This window comes from Methylocystis borbori (assembly GCF_036576025.1).
GTDB classification, from domain to species: Bacteria; Pseudomonadota; Alphaproteobacteria; order Rhizobiales; family Beijerinckiaceae; genus Methylocystis; species Methylocystis borbori.
This window is the reverse complement of sequence record NZ_JAZHYN010000001.1, coordinates 135,720-153,039: the sequence shown is the minus strand read 5'-3', so window position 1 is coordinate 153,039 and position 17,320 is coordinate 135,720. Positions and strand designations below refer to the sequence as shown.

Genomic DNA, 17,320 nt, shown 5'->3' with positions numbered 1-17,320 from the left:
GCAGATTAAAAGGATTTTTTGCGCCGCATCGCTCATTGTCGTTCTTTCACTCCTCAATGTGTGAAGCTTCGAACGACAAGGCGCTCGCATCCCGCGTCCCGCCGCGGCCGTCCGTCGAGCGGCGCTCGGCAAGTAGAAATGAAAGACCGTCGAGCAACCCGCCGCGCCAGCAAAGCGGATCATGGCCGCCCGTATAAATGCGATAGCGCGCGTCGCGCCCCGTCGCGATCAGCGCCTGATGCACGCGGTCATTCGCCGAGCGGATGATTTTCTCGAAGCTGCCGGCCTCCATGAAAATTCGCAGGGGAGCGGACGCGCTCTTGGTCTTGCCGATCAATGCGGCGATGACTTCGGATTTGTCGTCGAGAGCGGCGGATGCTGGCGGAGCCGCGCTTTTTTGAGCATAGGCGTCCGACCACCAAAAGGAGCCCGACTGGCTGAGCGCGCAGCCGAAGCGCTCGGGCCAGCGCAGGCCCGCGTAAAGCGCCGCCAATCCGCCAAAGCTCTGGCCTGCGACGACCGTCCTGCGCGGATCGCCGGCGAATGGCGCCGCCGCGGCGATCTGCGGGAGCAATTCTTCCTGAACCGCTTCCCAAAACGTCGCATGGCAAGGCAATTCGCGCGCGCGCGTCTCGACGTCCAGACTGTCGATCAGCGCATAGACGCTAGGCGGCAGCGCGCCCGCTTGCGTCTCGTGGTCGAGAGCGGAAAAGATTGGCATGCCGCCGGCCCAGTATTGACCGTCTAGCAGCAAGATTAGGGGCCGCTGCTTCGTTGCGCCGAGCGTCGGACCTGTGGCGTAGATCCATATGTTGCGGCGATTGCGCAGTCGCTCGCTTTCCCATTCGATGCGCTGGAGGCGGTTCGAATCGCCCCTTGCGCCTTTCCTTCTGTCGGCGTCGCGCCATGCCGGCTGCGCGGGCGCTTCCGGAAGATGCGCCGCCGAACGCAAAAGCCCCCGGCCATCGATATGCGGCGCGCCCGGATTGAGCGGATCGGTTTGCGCATGATCGAGCAGCGCCAGGCGCCAGCTTCGCAGCGTAGCGCCGGCGTTCGGCGCCGCTGCGTCAAATGCCGGCGGCAGGCGCGTGGCGTCGACGGGAATGAAGCAATAGCCGCCTCTCCAATTGGACTCGACCTCCATTGACCATCGCCAGACGTTTGTTCCTTCTATTCTTTGCAGCGATGTGGGCGCGCTGTGGTGGTCGGCGATGGAGTTGATGTCGATATAAACTTGACGCGTGGCGGAAGCGGTTTCGTCTCCTTCGGGGTCGCGCCATAGGAACACGACTTGCGCGCGACCGCGTCCAACCGCCGAAACGATTGGCGTCCCTTCTATCGCGACGCGCCGCCACCATCGATCGCTTCCCAGATCGTTGCCGAAGCGCTCTTGCAGGAATTGCAGGGAAGCCGTCGTCATCTATTGCCTCCCACTTCGTCGGAGAGGGATGCGTTGATGAGTTGCTTTGCGGGTTGGCCGTCGAGCGGAGCGGCGTGGGCTGCGGCGTACGTCAGCTGGCGGCGCGGGGCGGCCCAGACGCTGTCGGCGGGCCCCTCTTCGCTCCGTCGGGCCGCCGCGCGCGCCATAAGGGCGAAGCCGAGCGCGCCGCAAAGCGCCACGAGATCGACGCCAAGCGCGGCAAGGCTCGCCGAGGGCCGCATGCCGAGAGAAGGCAGAGCCCAGGTCGTCGCCCAAGCCGCAAGCGTCGTGAGCGGGATCGCGGCGGTCGAGACGGCGGCGAGCCGTAAGAGATCAACGCCGGCCAAGGCTGCGCCGCGCGCGAAGGACCAGGCGACGCAGGCGAGAAAGACGGCGTAAAAGACGCCCTCATGCCAGGCCTCGGCTTCGGTCACATGCCCATTGAGCCATTTGCCAGCGACGATGGCGACCGAGAGGGCGCAGATCGCGCCAAGGCAAACGCCAACCGTCGCCGCGCCCATCAGCCGCGTTGAACGCTTCTGGTTGACTGGCCCGCCGGCGCGCCGCTCCGTGCGCCGGCGCGATTCGATCCAGAGCAGATTGCCGGAATAAAATAGAAAAGCCCCGGCAAGACCCAGCAGGAAATAGCAGGCGCGCATGGAGTCGCCGCCGAAGGTCGCGAAATGCAGGGCGAAGAAGGTCGAAACCGTGGCCGTCCAGGCGCTCCGCCCGCCCGGAAGATAGTCCGTATTTAGAATATCGCCCGTCGCGGCGTTTAAGACGGCAAAGCCGTTGCCTCGCGTCATATAGCTTGGCTCATGGCCCCAAACCATCGCCGTGGCGTCGCGCAGACCGGCGTTGCGATAGCGAATTTCGATCGGCGTAAAAGCGGGAGAGACAGTCCGCACCCGCTCGACCAACGCCCCGACCGGCAGCATCGACGCCGGATGAGGATCCTTGCCGACCTGCTGGAACGGATTGCCCGCGCTCATGACCGACTTCAACTGACCGTCGTAAACGACGCGGTCGAGCGCCCCGTAGAAAATATCGTGCAAGCCGAACACCACGGCGGTCAGGGCGATCACGATATGGAAGGGCAGGCTCAAGACGCCGACGACATTATGCGCGTCGAGCCACATGCGCTTGAGATTGGCGCCGATGCGCAGCGCGAAAAGATCCTTCGCGAGCGAGGGGAGGACGATGATCAACCCCGAAATGATCGCGACGACATAGACCGCGGCCACGACGCCCATGATCGTCTGGCCGATCTCCACGTCGCCGGGTAGGCCGCCGGTCTTGTGAATCCTGTCGACGAATTCCGCGACGCCTGCGGGATGCAATTGCTCCATGCGCAATTCGCCTTCGGAGGATAGCTCCGCCGACCAGGGCGCCTTGTCGTTGCGCGACTTCTTCCAGATCAGGCGCGCCGGCACATCCTCGGTCTCCCCGAGATAGAGGGTGAGGTCCTTGCCCGCGTCGGGCCGCGCCGCCAGGACGCGGTCGAGCAATTCGTCGGATTGTTCGAGCGGCGTGAGGCGCGTCAGGCCCGGCGTAGCAATCCAGCGCGCGAGCGGTTCGGCGAAGACCGTGATCGCGCCCGCGTAAAAGGCGATGAAAAGGAGCATGCCGGCGGTAATGCCGGTCCAAGTGTGAACGACTTTATAGAGCCGAACGACGTCGCTACGCATCGCTTAATCGCTCGCTCGTCGACGAAGAAAATGCCGCAGCGCCAATAGTCCCGCGTGAGTCGACGCATTCGCCTCGCCAAACAACAGCCATGCGCCTTTCTCCGATGACGCGGCTTGCTGCGCCGACAAGGATGTCGAGACCGATTGCGGCGCGCGCGCCGAGCGAAAGATTCATCGTCCGCTCCTGTTGTTAGAAGTTGCCTGTCGCCGCCGCGCCGACGGCGCCAGAGGCGCTCTGTGCGGGGAGCGGCCTATTGAGAATCGGGGACGGCGAAGCGCCGAAGCCCGATGCGCACAAAGTTACTTCTTCGCTCCACGCCAGCGCGCCGCCGCTGAGTTTAGAGAGCTTCTCAAGCATCTAGGAACCTTTATACTATGTGTTTTATGTTACTGTTGTAAAACATGGTCAAATGATACGTTTTCATTCTGAAAGCGTCAATAAAAAGCTGACATAAATTGGAAATATTTCAATAAGTACTTATATTACATTGGATTTATTCTCATTACAAAGAGGGGTTCTCTTGTTCGGTGCGCGCGCGTGGACTTTGGAAGAATTCGCAGTGATCGCTTTTGCGCCGCCGACGAAGCGCAGGTAAATCCAACCAGCGCTCGCCAAGTCGCTTGCACGACAAATTCGGCTTGGCCGACTGCTTATCGAACGGGAAAAACAATTTCGCATTTCGATCCGAGCCGACGAGCACGCCTCGCCCTCCTGTACGTCGACAATATGCTGGGTTATTGAATGAGTATTGGAAAGAAGCTTCATATTGGGATGTCGCTTGCTCCTACATGGTTGAGCGGCGACGCCTGGCGCCGGGCCGACAGCGATGTCGAGCATCTATATTCGAGCGAGTTCTACATAGATCTCGCCAAGCGCGCCGAAGCGGCGAAGCTCGATTTTGTGTTTCGTCCCGACGCCCTGTTTCTCAATGCGGCGGCGGTCGAGGACGGGCCGGGGTTCGCCAGTCTCGATCCCACGATCCTGTTGGCTTCCATCGCGCGTGAAACGTCGCGGATCGGCTTGCTGTCGACCGTTTCCACGACCTTCTATCCGCCCTATGTCGTGGCGCGCCAGATCCAATCGCTCAATTGGATCAGTAACGGGCGGGCGGGATGGAACATCGTCACGGCGCTCGATGGAAATGAGAATTTCGGCCTTTCCGCGATGCCCTCGGCGCAGGAGCGCTACGAGCGGGCCGCGGAGTTCGCCAAAGTCGTCGGTCTACTCTGGGAGAGCTATCCTCACGCGGCGCTGAAGGTCCAACGCGAAGGCGCGCATTACGCCGATCCTTCGCTCGTCAAGCCGATTAACCATCAAGGAACGCATTTCAGCGTCAAGGGGCCGCTTAATCTTCCAGCCTGCGGCGAAATCCCGATTCCGCTCATTCAGGCGGGCGCTTCTCCCGCCGGGCGCGATTTTGCGGCTTCGGTCGCGGATGCGGTTTTCCTCTCGGCGCCCGATAAGGAAGCCGGAATCGAACAACGCAAAGACCTTCGCGCGCGCGCCGAAGCGCATGGACGCAAGGCGGACGACATTCGCATTCTGCCGGGCCTCAGCCTCTATCTCGCGTCCAGCCGCGCGCAGGCGCTCGATCTTTTCGCCGAGACACATGCGCGGTTGGACAAGGCGAGAAAAATCGCCTCCATCCGGGAGATGACAGGTCTGGACCTTTCCCAGTGGCCGACCGACCGACGCATTAGACTCGCCGATCTCCCGCCGCCGCCGCCTAACGTGCGGAGTCGAACCCATTCAGACTTGCTTCGGCGCGTGATCTCGCGTGAAGAGCCAACAGTGGCGGAATTGTTGATGCGTCCCGAGGTCATAGGATCTGCGCATTGGCAGGTAATCGGAAAGGTCGATGACGCAATCGAACAGATCAAGGATTGGGCCGTCTCCGGCGCAATGGATGGCTTCATCGCCCTTCCGGGAGGAGCGGTCAGCTCGATGCGGCTCGTTTTGGAGGAACTCGCGCCGCGTCTCGTCGAGGAAGGTTTATTCCGCGAAGAATATTCCGGCGCGACTTTCGCCGATCACTTGCGCGATTAAGCGCTAACTTCCCGTGCGGCGGACCTGCCGGCCGTCCAGGCCCTGGCGCAACAAGTCGCCGGCAAGTTTCAGCGTTTCCGGCGTCTTGCAAAAGCAGAAACGAATCTTGCTGCGCCCATCTTCCTTGCGGCTGTAGAAGCTGCCGCCGGGCACGGTGGCGACGCCGAGCTCTTCAATCATCCAAAGCGCGAAAGCGACATCATCGTCATGCCCCGTGCGTCGCATCAGCGCCGAGGCGTCCGTCATCAGATAATAAGCGCCCTGTGGTCGATAGACGATAAAACCGATTTCCTCCAGGACCGGAAGCAGCAGATCTCGCTTCGTCGCATAAAGCCGGGCGAGCTCCTGATAATAGCCATTGGGAAATTGCAGCGCGCAAACTGCGCCTTCCTGCAAGGGAGCCGGCGCGCCCACCGTCAGGAAATCATGAACCTTGCGTATGGCGATCGTGGCCTCGGGCGGCGCGATGAGCCAGCCGATACGCCAACCTGTGGCGCTATAGGTCTTTGAGACGCCGGCGATCGTGACCGTACGTTCCGCCATCCCCGGAATATCAGCCATGCGGATATGCGCGCCATCATAAACGATATGCTCGTAAATCTCGTCCGTGATCGCGACAACGTCCCATTTCTGGCAAAGCGCGGCGATGAATTCCAGTTCGTCGCGATGAAAGACCTTGCCTGTCGGATTGCCGGGGTTGCAGATGATAATGGCGCGGGTCTTGTTGTTGAAAGCAGCCGTCAGCTCATCGGAATCGAAACGCCAGTCGGGTTCGCGAAGCCTGACGAATCTCGGCGTCGCGCCCGAAAGTATCGCATCCGGCCCATAGTTCTCGTAGTAAGGCTCGAAGACGATGACTTCGTCCCCCGGATCGACCAGAGCCATCATCGCCGCCATCATGGCTTCCGTCGTGCCGCAGGCGATAGTGATCTCCCGCTCGGGATCGGGCCTCACGCCATAGTGACGCTCGGTCTTGTCGGCGATCGCCTTGCGCAGGTTTTTCGCGCCCCAGGTTATGGCGTATTGATTGTGGTTATCGCGAATGGCCTGGCAGGCCGCTTCTTTCATGAGCTCCGGCGCCGGAAAATCCGGAAATCCCTGGGCGAGATTGGCTCCGGGCGAATCGCCTCTCGCCTCAAATACGCGAGTCATTTCGCGGATGACGGACTCAGAAAAAAATGAAACTTTCCGCGAAGCGCGAATAGACATGAGCCGAGTTGCTTTCCGGCGGATTGAGAAACCCTCGGCTATATTAATGCATGCGCGCCCGGCGACGCAAAATCCTGGCGACGGGGATCATGCGGCGCGCCACGAAGATATTTTGCGACGAAATAATTCGCCCGCGCGCGCGGTCGTTCCAACGGAACGCGCGTCAGCGGGGGGAGCGGCATCCGGCCCAGCGCCGTCGAATCCATCGTCGTCACGCGTCATGCGGCGACCTTATGCCGGCGTTTCTTAGCGCGGCGGTCCGCCGCCTCCAGGACCGGGACCTCGCGGGCCTCCGAAACCGCCAGGCCCCCTGATTCCGCCGGGCGGCCCAAAGCCGCCGGGGCCGCCAAACCCGCCCGAGCCAAAGGGATCGCCAAAGCCTCCGGGCAAACCTTGGCCTTGGAAGCCCCCGGGACCGCCTGAGCCTCCCATGCCCGGAACGCCTCCAGGACCGCCGCCCTGGCTGTCGGGCGCTGGCCTATCCAACCAGTGAGGCGTTTCCGCGCCGCCCTGATTCTCCTTAAAAGATCCGCGCGTTCCAAGGTTCTCCGTCGCTCGGAACGACTGAATGGTCCATGCGCCTTCCGTATCGGCGTCAACGCCGATGACGGCTCGGGCGACGCCCTGGAACGTCATGTCGCGCGCGGCACCCAGGGTCAGGCCGCTTGCTGTCCTAACCCTCGATCCTTCGCGCTGAAGATAGGTTTCGACAAGAAAACGTTGAGGACCGGGCGGCAACAACGGGTCGGCGGAAACGGACGTCACATCCAACGCTCCGGCGCCTGAAACGCCGCGCACGACCACCCTTTGGCCCGTCATCGCTTTTGCGACCCCGAAAACCGGCTGCGAGCCAATCATTAATTGCCCGTCCGCTCCGTGAGTCACGGTTCCCACGAGTTGCGCGGCGCCGGGCTCGGCGGTCTCGATGAGGCTTGCGACAATTGTCTGATCCGGCAAACGCAAACCGCTCACGGCGACGTGCTGGCCAACCGTTAGCCGGCCAGTCTTCAAATTGCGCCCCAATTCGATCTTCTGCCCGAGAACCTGCAGCCGACGATCGGACACGGCTTCGATCGCGCCGACGGCTTCCCGCAAGATTTGAATTCGCTTGGTCGTGAGTCGCGTCCCGTCGCGTTCGGCGACAAGCGAAACGACATGCCCGATTCGCATTTGCGAGAGATCGGCGGGTCGGCCGTCGATCGTCAGTTCGGCGTCAGCGGGATAGGCGACCCGAACGCCATTCACGATGATGCTTCCGAACCCGCGAATGGTGCCGGCGATTCCGGTGCCGCCGATGCCGTTATCGGGATCGGGCAGGGTCGATATGTAGCCGGTTCCGCCGATTCCATTGTCTTTCGGCTTGTCGCCGGCCGCTCCCGCGCGCGCCGCGAGAGAGGATAATAAGGCAATAAGCGCCGCGCCAAATTGGCGCCGGGAGGGTCGGCGAGAGGCGCTCACGACCGAGGCTCCTCCTCGTCGGTCGCGTCATGCGCGCCGCCCGGCTCCTTTTCTCGATAAACGTAGATTCCAAAATTCCAGCGCCATTCGCCGCCCTCATCCTTTCGATGCAGCGCTTGCGCTTCACGGTTCGCCGCCACCAGCGCGGCCATCGCCAATTCGCGAGAAAGCGCCTCGAGGCGGCGCGCCGCATCTTCGGTCAGGCCTTCGTAATGGACGGCGCGCTCCATGAACGGAGACGAACTGGACGAGATATTTGCGACCGCGGCGGCGATGTGATCGTGGAGATTGCGGCCGAAATAATAGAGCTGGCGCTCGTCGCCCCTGTTAGGCGCGATCGCGGCCTCGGTAAGAACCACTCTTTCCTGTTCGTCGAAAGTGACGATCTTGCGGTCGAGCCAGTCGTCGAGAACGGCGCGCGGCCGCACGTCGCGCGTGACTTCGCCGACGAGATCTTCAAAGGTCGGTCCGTTCCCTTCCAATCCCGAGCGGCGCAGGGGCGCTGGCGCGCCGGCCTCAGTGGCGAAGCGGGGGTCCGCCATCCAAAGCGCGACGATTTGCGTCGTACGCGACACGGCGGCAGGCGTTTGTCGGACCGGGGCGCCGGCGTTGCGCAGCCGTCGGACTTCCTTGCGGTGAATGCCGGTCAAAAGACTGATCCGGCTATCCGTTTGCTCCTTTTTTGGCAGCGGAAAGTCGTGGACGGCCACATTGACGTAAAGCTCGCGCAACAAATCGCAAAGCGCCGGAAAAGTCGTTCCACAACGAATGAAAAGGCGAACCAACGGTCTAAGCAGTCGCGCAATCGGCTGCTGAAGACGCGCGGCGTCGGGAAGCCCGTCGTCTTTTCTTTCGGTCATGCCTGTCCGTAACCCGATCCCGAGTGGGATACAATCCCACGACGGCTTGACGTGAGCAAATTTCCCACGTATACCGATTCAGTGGGATATATTCCCACGGATGCGAGGCGAAGCCATGCCCCGAACTGATTTGTCGATCGTCCCAAATGTCGCCTCGCGTGGGGCGCGCTCCGCCTATCCGGCAAAACGCGGAGTCGCTCGTCGTCTTATCGTCGTGCTGGCTCTGGCGTCGTGTTTTGTGCTCGCCGTCGACTCGCCGCGCACGAATCGCTCGAGCGTGCAGGAGAGACTCTCTTGCAATCCCTTTCTTCCCAACGACCCCTGCAGGGTGACGGACCTTCGATACAAGCAGCCGCTTTTAGCGCCGGATTGACCCCGCTCTCGGCGCGTTCCGACAACGGCTGATCAAAAAAGGCTGCACGGGTTGCAGCGAAACTTCCAGATCAGCCGCCGACATCGACATCCCCGAAACCAATCCCTGGACGACGACTCGAAAGACTCGGTCCAGCCTTTGGCGCGCACTCTGGAGAAAGGCGCAATGGAAACGCAAATTGATTACGAAACCAGAGTCGCTCTCTATTTGGCGTCACAGATTCAGCAAGAGAATCTCGAGATAAATCGGAAACGGACAGCGGACGCGCTGGATCCCGTGACGGCGTTTGTCTATTTTAAACTGAGGGAGCTCTATTGGACAGTGACCCGGCGGATGGGGCTTGCCCATCTCCATGACGGATCGAGATCGCGGCGTCGTCCGATCCTCGAGCCCCGCCCCCCTTTGCCCGAAGAACTCGCGTCGGACGAGGAGTTTACCTTCGCCTCGTCTCGCCGCGTGTTCATCGATGTTACGCCAACGCATCGGTTTGGCGGGAAGACCGGCGTTCAACGCGTCGTTCGCGAAATTGCGAAGAGATCGGTCCGAGATCGATTTGCGCTTCCCGTTATAATCGAAAACGGGGAGCTTCTTTCCTACTATGATCATCCTTCGCTTCCACATTCGATCACATTCAGCGAAGGCGACAAATTTGTGCTCCTCGACGCAAGCTGGGGCATGCTTGCCGAGTATGCGCCTTTCGTGCGGGCTCTTTCCGACGCGGGAGGCCAACTCATAACGGTCATACATGACCTCATTCCCTTGATTCATCCGCTCGGGGTCGCTCCGCAAATGACGGAGGAATTCAGGGAGTGGTTCGAAAGATTCGCGTTGAAGAGCGATCGCGTCATATGCGTTTCGAAAAGCGGCGCGATGGATTTTATTGCTTACGTCACCCGCAGCAATCTCCCCACGAATCCCTATCTTCATATTGGCTGGTGGCGACTGGGCGCGGATTTCGACGATGAAGACGACGCTCCAATCTCCGCTGCGGCCAAAGCCGTGAATGCAAATGAAAGGCCTTATTTCCTGAGCGTGGGAACCATTGAACCGCGGAAAGGCTATCCTATCGCGCTTGACGCCTTTGAACGTCTGTGGTTGAGGGGTGTCGACGTCGGCTACGTCATCGTCGGCCGCGCTGGATGGCAGAGCGAAGCTCTCGAGCATCGGATCAAGCGCCACTGGGAATATGGACGACGGCTCCTGTGGCTCGACAAGGCGAGCGACGCCGACCTGCGTCACTGCTATGCGCATGCCCGCGCTTTAGTCTACCCATCGATGATTGAGGGGTTTGGCCTGCCCTTGGTTGAAGCCGGATATTGCGGGCTTCCTATTATTGCCTCGGATTTGCCTGTGTTCCACGAAATCGGCGGCGACCACGTCCGCTATTTCAACTTACTGGACTCGGTCGACTTGGCGGACAAAATCGAGAAACTCCATCAGCTGCCGGCAGAAAATGAAAGATGGCCTGCATACAGCTGGGACGACTCAGCGCAGAATCTCGAGAGCCTCATCTTGAATGACGCTTATCAAACACAAGCTGAGCTTCGGCTCCCGCGTCTAAAATGGATCCAGGCGTTCCCCTGACGCCGACATTAAGACCGCGCGCAAAGTCCCCATGAGCATTCCGGCATGCTTCGCCTGAGTTGGCGACCCGGCGCGATCAAGACGCCGGGTCTTTGCGGACCGCGATGATTTACATGCGCGCGCTTCCCGACCTCACCCGCCTTCGGACAGACTGTCGATTTTCCCGTCCGCTGGGGGAGGACGCTGCGAAGGAGCCCTCTTAAACGGGACGAGGAAGACTTGACGCAGGGCCGGCGCGACTAAGAGAAGCATGATCGGTCCCAATAACATGCCGCCGACGACGACCGTGGCCAAGGGTCGTTGAACCTGAGAACCGATGTCGTGCGACATGGCGGCCGGGAAAAGGCCGACGCCAGCGGACAGCGCCGTCATAAGCATCGGTCGCATGCGTTGTTCCGCGCCATAAAACACAGCTTCCTTAAACTCCATGCCGTGCAGCAGGAGTTCGCGGATGTATGTGATGTTGACGATGCCGTCCATCACAGCCACGCCGAACAAGGATATAAAGCCGATCGCAGCGGAAACGCTAAAGTTCAGCCCCGATACGTAAAGGGCGATAATTCCGCCGCTAATCGCGAAGGGAATGCCTGCGAGAGCGACGAAGCTGTCTCGGAATGAATTGAACAAGCTATAAAGAAGCGCAAAAATCAGCACGAAGGATAAGGGCACCACAACCGCCAGTCGGCTTTTCGCTTCTTGTAGATTGCCAAACTCTCCCGCCCAAATAATTTGATAGCCGTTCGGGAGCTCTACCTTCTCCTCAATTTTTTTCTGCGCTTCAGCGATCGTAGAGCCGAGATCTCTCCCGCGAATGTTGAACTTCACGGGAATATTGCGTCGACTGCTTTCCCGGTAAATGAACGAGGCGCCGGTCTCCAGCGAGATCGTGGCGAGCTCCTTGAGAGGGATATAGGTCGGTACGGCGGCGCCGACCTCTGTAAAGCCAACTTTTATTTCTCGGATCGTGTCGATGGAGTCGCGAAATTGCGGCGCAAGACGCACTGCGACCCCGAACTGGCGCTCTCCTTCGAAAACGGTCGTCGCATTTACGCCAGCGATCGCCGCCTGGACGACGGCGTTGATGTCTCCGGAATTAATGCCGTATCGCGCCGCTTTGGAGCGGTCGATGCGAATGTTGAGATTGGGTTGACCCAGCGAGTGAAGCGTTTCGAGATCGGTGACGCCGTGGACCGTCTTCAGCAGCGACTTCACCTTTTCGGCGATATTCTCGAGCGTCTGCAGATTGCGGCCGACAATTTTCACCGCATTGCCGCCTTTAACGCCAGACATCGCTTCGTCGATATTGTCTTCGATATATTGTGAGAAATTGAAGACCACTCCCGGAATTTCGTCGTTAAGCGCGCGCCGCAATTCTTCGGTGAGGCGCTCTTTGGTCATGCCATCGGGCCATTCGTCGAAAGGCTTGAGCGGCGCGAATATTTGAACGTCCGCGAAAGACTGCGCATCGCTGCCGTTATCGGGGCGTCCATGTTGCGTGACGACGGTTCTCACTTCCGGATAGCGCATGAAAATTTCGCGAATCTTCGCCGTGGTGCCGATGCCGGCTTCGAGAGACATCGTGCGAGGCAGCGACGCGCGGATCCAGTAGTTCCCCTCTTCCAGCGTCGGCAGGAATTCGCTGCCCAACCGGCTGCCGAGGACGCCTCCGGTCAGCAGGAAGACCGCTCCCATCGCGAACGCCAGTCTGCGATGACCCAACGCCCACCTCAATGTCGGGGTGTAGGCGGCGCGCAATTTGCGCACGAAAAACGTCTCGATCTCGCCGACTTGCTTTGGGAGCACGATTGAGGCGAGTACGGGCGTGACTGTGAAGGTCGCGAGCAGCGCGCCGCTCAGCGCATAGGCATAAGTGCGCGACATGGGGCCAAAAATCTGGCCTTCGATTCCCGTCATGGTGAAAAGCGGCAGAAAGGCCGTCACCGTGATCGCCGCCGTGAAAAAAACGGCCCGGTCAACTTGCAGCGCGCTCACGAATATCAGTCTTAACCGGTCGGTCCAGAGCTGTGATCCGCCGCGCGGTTCTGTCGGAGATGTCGAAGTCGGCCCCCAGAAGCCTTCGGCGAGAAGCTGAAGCAGTTCGGTGCGTTTGGCGCGCGGAGCTTGAAAATTTCGGAAGATGTTCTCGACCAGGATAACCGCGGAGTCGACGATGATCCCGAAGTCGACGGCGCCTACCGAGAGGAGATTGGCGTCTTCTCCTTCTGCGACAAGGATGATGATCGCAAAAAAAAGCGCGAAGGGAATGTTCGCGCCGACAATGATGGCGCTGCGTAAATCACCCAGGAATATCCATTGAATAAAGAAAACCAGCAGACAGCCAAAAACGAGATTGTGGAGAACGGTGTGAGTGGTCACCGAGACCAGGGCGCCGCGATTATAAATTGGAACGAGCTTCACCCCTTGCGGCAGCGTGCCGTCGGAATTCATCCGGTCGATTTCGGCATGAACCTTGGGCAACATCTGGTTGGTGTGCTGGTCACGGCCCATGACGACGATCGCCGAGACAACGTCCGGCTCGGCGTCGCGGCCGAGGATGCCGAGGCGCGGCACGAAGCCAACCGAGACTTTGGCGACGTTCCTTATCTGAACGGGCACGCCTTTCGACTGCCCCAGCACAATGTTCTCTATGTCCTCGGTTCGATAGCCCTTGAGAAGATTGTCAGCTCCGCCATCGTCGATTAGCCCCACGCCGCGAATATTGACCGACTGTTGTCCGATCGTTATTTCGCGGCCGCCGACGTTAACATTTGCGTTCCCGACGGCGGCGATAACCTGTGGAATTGTGACATTGAACGCCTCCAGCTTTTGCAGATCGACCTCGACGGAAAATTGCTTGGTTGTCCCGCCCCAGGAGTTGATCTGAACGATTCCCGGGACGGTCATCAATCTGCGCGCGACCATCCAATCCTGAACCGTGCGAAGGTTTGTCAGGCCGAAATTCGGCGGTCCCACGACCTGATAACGAAAGATTTCGCCGACCAGACTCGACTGCTGGATGACGGGCGTGACGTTGCCCGGCAGCGTCGGACCCTGCTGGAGAGAGAGCCCCGCTCGCGTGTATGCAAAATTATAGTCGGTTCCATATTCGAAAGTGACGCGGATAAAGCTAAGGCCGTAAAAGGAAGTGGATCGAATATTTTTTACCCGGGGAGTCGGGTAAAGCATGATCTCAATTGGAATTGTGTAATATTTTTCCATCTCCTCGGCGGAAAAGCCCGGAGCTTGCGCGGTTATCTCCAATATGACGGGAGCAGGGTTGGGATAGGCCTCGATATTGAGTTTTGAGAAGGCGACAGCTCCGACGAGGAAGAAGATCACAACGCCCACGACAATGATCGCCCGGCGCGTCAGCCCAAACTCCAAAATGGATTTCAGCAATTCCGATCTCCAGTTAAGAGTTCGCGTTTATCGCGCGGTTGCGGTTGTCACGGCGTCTCAATAGCGGCCTCGTTGCTGACAAAAACCGCGCCATCTCCCACGACGAGTTCATCCCGCTGAAGACCTGAAACGATCTGGGCGAAATTGTCCTGCCGGAGACCCACCGTCACGACCCGGCGCGAAAACCGGCGACTGTCTTTTGTGACCCAGCAAATCATTGTCCCGTCTCCTTCGCGAACAACTGCGCTTTGCGGAACGGCGAGCGCATGGATCGCCTCTCCAGTCCGTATGATGAAATTGGCGAACATGCCTGCGCGCAGCAAATGCTGAGGATCGGCGATTTCGCTTCTGACAAACAGGCGACGGGTGATTGGGTCGATGGAAGGTCCAAGGACGGTAATTTTTCCTTGAAATTCGTGGTTCGGATAAGCGGAGACGGCGGCTCTGATTTCCTGCCCCAGGCGCAGCGCGTCGGCATCGCTTTCAACGACATTGGCGACCATCCACAACGTCGAGGTGTCGGCGACGACAAAAGGGGCAGGGGGGACGCCGGGCTGGACGAACTGTCCAGGAGCGGCGGCGCGCGCGGTGACGTAGCCGGTAAGAGGACTTCTCACGATCAACTGAGGGTCGGCGATTCGCTCCGCGACGATCTTGTCGATTTCTTCGGGCGTCTTGCCAAAAATCCGAACCGCGTCGCGCGCGGCTTTTAATGCGCCTTCGGCGGTCTCCTGTTGGGAGGTCGCCTGATCCGCCAGTTGCTGCGAAATGCCGCCGATCTTGAGCAAGGACTTGACGCGACTCACGGTGCGGCTTTGCAGGGTCAATGCGCTGGCGGCCGTGATCAGATTCGCTTCGGCGCTGAGCAAATCGGGGCTATCGAGAGTGAAGAGCACCTGGTCTTTTTCCACGGCGTCTCCGACATTGAAAAATGCCCTTATGATGCGGCCCTGGTAAGGCGCGAAAACCGCCACGAGACTATTTTGATTGAAATCGATGCCGCCGACCGCGCGTTTCTCCTGGGTGAAAGCGCGCTCGCCGACCTTCTCGATCTTTAACGACGCGACTTGCGAATCGCTCAGATCGATCTCGGCTCCGTCCGATACGCTGACGGGATTCGTCGCGGGCTTTTCTGGCCGGTTCGCGTAGATCCGGCCTAAAACAAGCAGACCCAGCACCGCCGCTACGCTGAGGACGACAAGCCACCCAATCCGCCGCTTACGCTCTGGCGCGAAAGGGAAGAACTTAACCATGCCTGGCACTCCGGACAGCCTCGGTTTCAGTCGATTAGCGCGGTCTTATCGCTTCGGGCTAATTGTCTGTCTAGAGTACTAGATATATGAACCTTTGCGGACACACTTTGGAAATAATCGCCATATGCAATTCACAGCATTGGCCTAAAGGCTGTTCGATAAGGCCTGCCAAGAGTCATCATCCTGTAGTAAATGCTGTCGCTATCTTTTAAGGGTCCTCTCGTCACATCCGGCAATCGTGTGGGAACAAGGCTGAGGTGGTTGTTAAGCCGAATGCAGACGTTCCGCGCCATTGTTGCTTTTCTCTGCGGGGTTAAGAGCGCCTTCCCGAAACCCGCGATTTGGGGAGGGGCGCTTTTTCTCATGTTGGGCGGCTGCATGGTCGGCCCTGATTTTCAATCTCCGCCGCCGCCCGACGTCGATCGCATCGCGCCAGACAAACTCGCTAATTCCGGCGACGGCAAAGGAAGCGACATACGACTTGCCGCCGGGCGGAACGTTCCGCAGCGCTGGTGGGAGGCGTTCAAGAACGCGAAGCTCAATAGGCTGATAGAGGCCTCTATCGAGCAAAACGCCTCGCTTCAATCCGCCGAGGCGGCGATAAAGGTCGCGTATTACACGGCGGAAAGTCAGAAAGGCGGATTTCTGCCGACGCTGATCGCGAACAGCAATGACAGCGTCAACCTTCCCTCGAATCTCCGTCCGCTCGGATCGCTTAACCAGGTCATTTTTAATCAAATTTATCCGACGCCGGCGAACAAGATTTTTAATCTGCAGACCGTCAATACGCAGAATCCTTCGACCTGGGTTTACTCTCTCTTTCTCAAGCAGCTCACCGTCGCCTATACGCTCGATGTCTGGGGAATGAACCGACGCATGGTCGAGTCGCTCGAGGCGCAAACGGATTTGCAGCGCTATCAGTTCGAGGCGGCTTATCTGGCGTTGACCACGAATGTGGCCGTCGCCGCGATTCAGGAAGCCGCGTTGCGCGGCCAACTCGCCGCAGTGGAGCGCGTCGTCAAGATCGAGCGCGAGCTTCTCGATCTCTTGCGTAAGCAGCAGAGCGTCGGCTGGGCGTCCGAAGCGGACGTCCTGACTCAGGAAGCCGCGCTTGCGCAGGCCCTGCAACTCATTCCGCCGCTCAAGAAGCTGATCGGCCAACAGCGCGATTTGATCACGGCGCTCGCAGGGCGCTATTCGCCCGACCAGGTTCCCGATACATTCGACCTTGGCGAGTTGAAGCTGCCGGGCGTCATGCCTGTATCGCTCCCGACGGCCTTTGTCAGGCAGAGACCCGACATTCGGGCCGCCGAGGCCCAGTTGCATTCAGCGAGCGCCAAGGTCGGAGTGGCCGTCGCGGCGAGGCTCCCGAACATTACCCTCAGCGCCAACGCCGGTTTCAGCGCTTTGAAACTCGCCGAACTCGTCTCGCCGGGGACGCAATTTTACACCTTCGCCGCCAACGCCGTGCAACCGGTCTTCGCCGGCTTCTCTCTCCTCAATCAACAAAAGGCGGCTGAGGCGGCCCTTGAACAAGTGGGCGCTCAATACCGCCAGACCGTGATCGTCGCATTCCAGAATGTCGCCGACGTTTTGCGCGCCATTCAGGCTGACTCCGACGCGGTCAAGGCGGCCGCCTATGCGGAGAAAGTGTCGGCCAAGAACCTCGATATTGTTCGGGGCCAACTGCAAATCGGCAGCGTCAGCGTTCTTGCCCTTCTAAACGCGCAGCAGACCTATCTTCTCGCGACCGTGTCCCTTGCCCAGGCGCGGGGCAATCTTCTCGCCGACGCCGCCGGACTTTTCATGGCGCTGGGCGGCGGATGGCAGGACCAGAACCTTAAAAATCTGCCGCCGAATGAACCGGGCTTGCCGACGAAGGAGCAAATCGAGCGCGTCAACGCGCCGGTCAATCCTGACTTGCTCCCGGACCCATTGGCCACTTCGAATGGGATTTTCGGGCAGGCGCAATGAGACCTTGCGATATGGCTGTCGCCTTGCCCGCAACTTGTTCTAAGTTAAGGATCAG

General features: G+C 59.7%; 10 protein-coding genes. 3 read left to right on the top strand and 7 right to left on the bottom strand.

What is annotated here, in order from left to right:
- Positions 1 to 46: 46 nt before the first annotated feature.
- Both fes and V3H18_RS00645 read right to left on the bottom strand, forming a co-directional pair.
- A complete protein-coding gene (fes, locus tag V3H18_RS00650) occupies positions 47 to 1,420 on the bottom strand; it encodes an enterochelin esterase (RefSeq protein ID WP_332079932.1) in 1,374 nt (457 codons plus the stop codon).
- Positions 1,417 to 3,108: a PepSY-associated TM helix domain-containing protein gene (locus tag V3H18_RS00645; RefSeq protein ID WP_332079930.1), complete on the bottom strand. Its 1,692-nt coding sequence runs from the start codon at positions 3,106 to 3,108 to the stop codon at positions 1,417 to 1,419. The genes fes and V3H18_RS00645 overlap by 4 nt, the downstream gene beginning before the upstream one ends.
- Before the next feature lie 742 nt (positions 3,109 to 3,850).
- On the opposite strand from V3H18_RS00645, the gene V3H18_RS00640 reads away from it, so the two are divergent.
- Positions 3,851 to 5,155: an NtaA/DmoA family FMN-dependent monooxygenase gene (locus tag V3H18_RS00640; RefSeq protein ID WP_332079929.1), complete on the top strand. Its 1,305-nt coding sequence runs from the start codon at positions 3,851 to 3,853 to the stop codon at positions 5,153 to 5,155.
- 3 nt (positions 5,156 to 5,158) lie between these two features.
- On the opposite strand, the gene V3H18_RS00635 is transcribed toward V3H18_RS00640, so the two are convergent.
- The 3 genes from V3H18_RS00635 to V3H18_RS00625 form a co-directional block, all read right to left on the bottom strand.
- Complete coding sequence (locus V3H18_RS00635; RefSeq protein WP_332079928.1) at positions 5,159 to 6,307, bottom strand: pyridoxal phosphate-dependent aminotransferase; 1,149 nt, start codon at positions 6,305 to 6,307, stop codon at positions 5,159 to 5,161.
- 303 nt (positions 6,308 to 6,610) lie between these two features.
- Positions 6,611 to 7,822 (bottom strand): DUF5666 domain-containing protein, encoded by a 1,212-nt coding sequence (locus tag V3H18_RS00630; protein ID WP_332079927.1) that lies wholly within the window; start codon positions 7,820 to 7,822, stop codon positions 6,611 to 6,613.
- The gene (locus V3H18_RS00625; protein ID WP_332079926.1) at positions 7,819 to 8,682 is read right to left on the bottom strand and encodes a DUF6502 family protein; all 864 of its coding nucleotides are present in this window, start codon (positions 8,680 to 8,682) and stop codon (positions 7,819 to 7,821) included. Before V3H18_RS00625 ends, V3H18_RS00630 begins: the two co-directional genes overlap by 4 nt.
- A 538-nt stretch (positions 8,683 to 9,220) precedes the next feature.
- Here V3H18_RS00625 and V3H18_RS00620 point away from each other — a divergent pair.
- Entirely contained in the window at positions 9,221 to 10,639 is a 1,419-nt protein-coding gene (locus tag V3H18_RS00620; RefSeq protein WP_332079925.1) for a glycosyltransferase family 4 protein, read from the top strand.
- Between the two features lie 132 nt (positions 10,640 to 10,771).
- Here the strand turns inward: V3H18_RS00620 and V3H18_RS00615 are convergent, their stop codons facing one another.
- Together V3H18_RS00615 and V3H18_RS00610 are read right to left on the bottom strand one after the other, a co-directional pair.
- Complete coding sequence (locus tag V3H18_RS00615; RefSeq protein WP_408631741.1) at positions 10,772 to 14,038, bottom strand: efflux RND transporter permease subunit; 3,267 nt, start codon at positions 14,036 to 14,038, stop codon at positions 10,772 to 10,774.
- A gap of 47 nt (positions 14,039 to 14,085) precedes the next feature.
- On the bottom strand, positions 14,086 to 15,291 hold the full coding sequence (locus V3H18_RS00610; protein ID WP_332079924.1) for an efflux RND transporter periplasmic adaptor subunit: 1,206 nt from the start codon (positions 15,289 to 15,291) through the stop codon (positions 14,086 to 14,088).
- A 378-nt stretch (positions 15,292 to 15,669) separates the two neighbouring features.
- On the opposite strand from V3H18_RS00610, the gene V3H18_RS00605 reads away from it, so the two are divergent.
- Positions 15,670 to 17,265 (top strand): efflux transporter outer membrane subunit, encoded by a 1,596-nt coding sequence (locus V3H18_RS00605; RefSeq protein ID WP_332079923.1) that lies wholly within the window; start codon positions 15,670 to 15,672, stop codon positions 17,263 to 17,265.
- Positions 17,266 to 17,320: the final 55 nt, after the last annotated feature.